At 31.2% G+C, this 3,098-nt stretch carries 2 protein-coding genes; both read left to right on the top strand.

Annotated elements, in window-relative coordinates:
* The coding region (locus tag TR13x_RS10720) for an NADH-ubiquinone oxidoreductase-F iron-sulfur binding region domain-containing protein (RefSeq protein WP_152912157.1) at positions 1 to 447 on the top strand (447 nt) is incomplete at its 5' end.
* Between the two features lie 30 nt (positions 448 to 477).
* The gene (locus TR13x_RS10715) at positions 478 to 2,265 is read left to right on the top strand and encodes an NADH-dependent [FeFe] hydrogenase, group A6 (protein WP_054871931.1); all 1,788 of its coding nucleotides are present in this window, start codon (positions 478 to 480) and stop codon (positions 2,263 to 2,265) included.
* Positions 2,266 to 3,098 lie beyond the last annotated feature (833 nt).

Here is a 3,098-nt window from a genome sequence, read left to right as displayed (position 1 = left end):
ACTGTAGAAGAGTCATGTGGTAAATGTCCACCTTGTAGAATTGGTACAAAGAGGATGTTAGAGATATTAGAGAGAATAACTAATGGTAAAGGTGAGCCTGGAGATATAGAGAAGTTAGAAAGATTAGCTGTAAATATTAAATCTGCAGCTCTTTGTGGATTAGGGCAGACAGCACCTAACCCAGTATTATCAACATTAAAGTATTTCAGACATGAATATGAAGCACACGTAAATGAAAAGAGATGTCCAGCTGGTTCATGTAAGGCACTACTTTCATACTACATTCAAGAAGATTTATGTAAAGGATGTACAGTATGTGCTAAGGTATGTCCAGTAGGAGCAATAACAGGAGAAAGAAAGGCTCCACATGTTATAGATCAAGATAAGTGTATTAAGTGTGGTGCTTGTATGGAAAAATGTCCATTTAAAGCTATAGTAAGGAAGTAGTAATATATCAGTAGAAAAGGGGTGTGAAAAGTGAAAAAAGTAACTATTACTATAGATAATCAAGTAGTTCAAGTTCCAGAGAACTATACTGTACTTGAAGCAGCAAAAAGCATAGGTATAGATATTCCTACTTTATGTTACTTGAAAGAAATAAATGAAGTAGCGGCATGTAGAATGTGTTTAGTAGAAGTTGAAGGAGCTAGAAACCTTCTAACTTCATGTGTACTACAAGTAAGAGAAGGTATGGTAGTTAGAACAAATACTAAGAAAGTTAGAGATGCAAGAAAATCAACTTTAGAATTGATTTTATCAAACCATCATAGAGAGTGTTTAACTTGTGTAAGAAATGGAAATTGTGAGTTACAAACTCTTTCAGATGAATTAGGTATTAAAGATATTCCTTTTGAAGGAGAAAAAAATGAAGCGCCTGTTGATACTTCATCACCATCAATAGTTAGAGATCCTAAGAAATGTATTTTATGTGGTAGATGTGTAAGTGTATGTCAAGATGTTCAAACAGTAGGTGTACTAGATTTTACTAATAGAGGTTTTGAAACTATTGTAGGACCTGCTTTTGAAAAAGGTATAGGAAATGTTCCATGTATCAATTGTGGACAATGTATTGCTGCATGTCCAGTTGGTGCGTTAAGAGAAAAGGAATCAATAGACTATGTTTGGGAAGCAATAGATGATCCAAATAAACATGTTGTAGTTCAAACAGCTCCAGCAGTAAGAGCGGCATTAGGAGAAGAATTTGGTCTTCCAATGGGTACAAGAGTAACAGGTAAAATGGCAGCTGCTTTAAGAAGATTAGGTTTTGATAAAGTATTTGATACAGACTTTGCTGCAGACTTAACTATAATGGAAGAAGGATATGAGTTACTTCACAGATTAAATAATGGTGGTAAATTACCAATGATTACTTCATGTTCACCAGGATGGATTAAGTTCTGTGAACATTACTATCCAGAGTTTTTAGATAATTTGTCAACTTGTAAATCACCTCATGAAATGTTAGGTGCAGTTATAAAATCATATTATGCAGAAAAGAACAATATAGATCCAAAAGATATAGTTGTTGTATCTATAATGCCTTGTACAGCTAAGAAGTTCGAGGCTCAAAGAGAAGAATTAGCTGCTACAGGATATCAAGATGTTGACTATGTATTAACTACAAGAGAATTAGCAAAAATGATTAAAGAAGCAAGAATAGACTTTGTTAACCTACAAGATGAGGATTTTGATGAAGTATTAGGTGAATCAACTGGAGCCGGCGTTATCTTCGGAACTACTGGTGGGGTAATGGAAGCAGCACTTAGAACAGTTGCAGAAGTTGTAACAGGACAAGAATTAGAAAATATTGATTTTGAACAAGTTAGAGGTACAGAAGGCATTAAAGAAGCTGAAATTAAATTAGGAGATTTAGTGGTTAAAGTAGCAGTAGCACATGGTACTGGTAATGCAAGAAAGTTATTAGAACAAGTTAAATCAGGTGAAAAAGAATATCACTTTATTGAAGTAATGGGATGTCCAGGTGGTTGTGTAACTGGTGGAGGACAGCCGCATGTTAGTGCAAAAGATAGAATGGCTAAGAATGTAATGAAAGAAAGAGCAAAAGCTCTATACGATGAAGATAAAGCTAAAACAATAAGAAAATCTCATAAAAACCCAATGATTAAGAAAATTTACGAAGAATTCTTGGGAGAACCTAATAGCCATAAGTCTCATGAATTACTTCATACTCATTATGTAGCAAGGAAGAATTATCCTATAGATGAAGAAAAAGAATATGAAAAATATTTCTGTGATTGTGAGTAAAATTTGCAGCTCTAGCTAAAAGCTAGGGCTGCTTTCTTTATAATCCATAGGAAATTATAAACTGCATTGATTTGTGGATGATTTTAAATATAATTTCCGTAATGGATATAGGCAAAATCTTCATTAATTTATTCAAATCGAAGATTTTGTTCTTTAAAAAGTATAGATTTTTGGTACTATAACACAGAAATAATAGGGAAACAAAACACTTGTATATAGCATGCTATCTGTGTAAGAATGAAATTGTAGGGTATATACGTATTAACTTAAAATGTATGAAGATTAAATGTTAGATATAATATGTCAAAAATATCACAATTTCATCGAGGAATTACATTGACAATTTCTAAACAAATTATTTATAATTAAGGTGGCCTTAATGTTAAATATTTATCAAACAAAATTTATATATAAATAAATATGTTCACAAAATGAATTATTTATGTAAATAATGTCCATAGGCAAGTTTTTAGATAAAACTAAAATTTTTAATTTTCAAAAATCCAAATGCACTAATCAAGAAGGCTTGTTTTGTAAGATACTGGTCTAAAAAGATGATTAAGTTTACAGACTTTCCTAAGACTCTTCATCAAGGAGTTTTTTTGCTAAAGCTTTGTAATATTGGCTTTTATTTTTTGTAATTATTATGTTTTTATTTTGGCTACATTCTATATATAAATACATTTTATAATTAGACTGTATACAAAATAAAACATTTATTCGCTTTTATTTTCATGTATTTTTTAAAAGATTAACTTTGTCAACAAGCTAATTTTATAATTTTATTTTTTGACAACTTACATATTAAGGAGGGGAAGAAATGGAATTTAAAT

This window comes from Caloranaerobacter sp. TR13 (assembly GCF_001316435.1).
Taxonomy (GTDB): Bacteria; Bacillota; Clostridia; order Tissierellales; family Thermohalobacteraceae; genus Caloranaerobacter.
This window is presented reverse-complemented; position numbering and strand designations above follow the sequence as displayed.